The organism is Rhodoplanes sp. SY1, assembly GCF_046000175.1.
In the GTDB taxonomy this organism is placed as follows: Bacteria; Pseudomonadota; Alphaproteobacteria; order Rhizobiales; family Xanthobacteraceae; genus Rhodoplanes.
Map to the genome: position 1 here is coordinate 1 of NZ_JBEOMB010000204.1, position 707 is coordinate 707.

The following is a 707-nucleotide window of genomic DNA, read 5'->3' on the forward strand; positions in this document are numbered from 1 at the left end:
TCGGGGATCGCCGAGCTCGATCCCAACGACTACCGGCTGATGATCCACGGCCTGGTCGACAGGCCGCTGATGTTCACGCTGCAGGATCTGGAGCGCTTCCCGCGCACCAACCGGGTCTATTTCGCCGAATGTGCGGCGAACTCCGGAATGGAGTGGCGAGGCGCCCAGATGAACGCGTGCCAGTTCACCCACGGCATGATCCACAACGTCATGTACACGGGCGTGCCGCTGCGGGTGCTGCTGGAGGAGGCCGGGCTCAAGACCAATGCCAAGTGGCTGCTGCTGGAGGGCGCCGACTCGGCCGCGATGACGCGCTCGCTGCCGCTCCAGAAGGCGCTCGACGACTGCCTGATCGCCTTCCGCATGAACGGCGAGCGGCTGCGACCCGAGAACGGCTACCCGGTGCGCATCTGCGTGCCGGGCTGGGAGGCCAACATGTGGGTCAAGTGGCTGCGCCGCATCGAGGTCGGCGACGAGCCATGGCACCACCGCGAGGAGACGTCGAAATACACGGACCTGCTGGAGAACGGCAAGGCGCGCCGCTTCACCTATGTGATGGACGCCAAGTCCGTGATCACCAATCCGAGCCCGCAGGCGCCGCTCCGCCACAAGAAGGGTTTCACGGTCATCTCCGGCGTCGCCTGGTCGGGCCGCGGCAAGATCGCCCGGGTCGACGTGTCGCTCGACGGCGGCCGCAACTGGCGCAC

The 707-nt window shown here is 67.0% G+C and carries 1 protein-coding gene; it reads left to right on the forward strand.

Annotated elements, in window-relative coordinates; genetic code table 11:
• Nucleotides 1–707, forward strand: a 707-nt coding sequence (locus tag ABTU92_RS28330; protein WP_408094918.1) for a molybdopterin-dependent oxidoreductase, incomplete at both ends; no start/stop codon positions are given.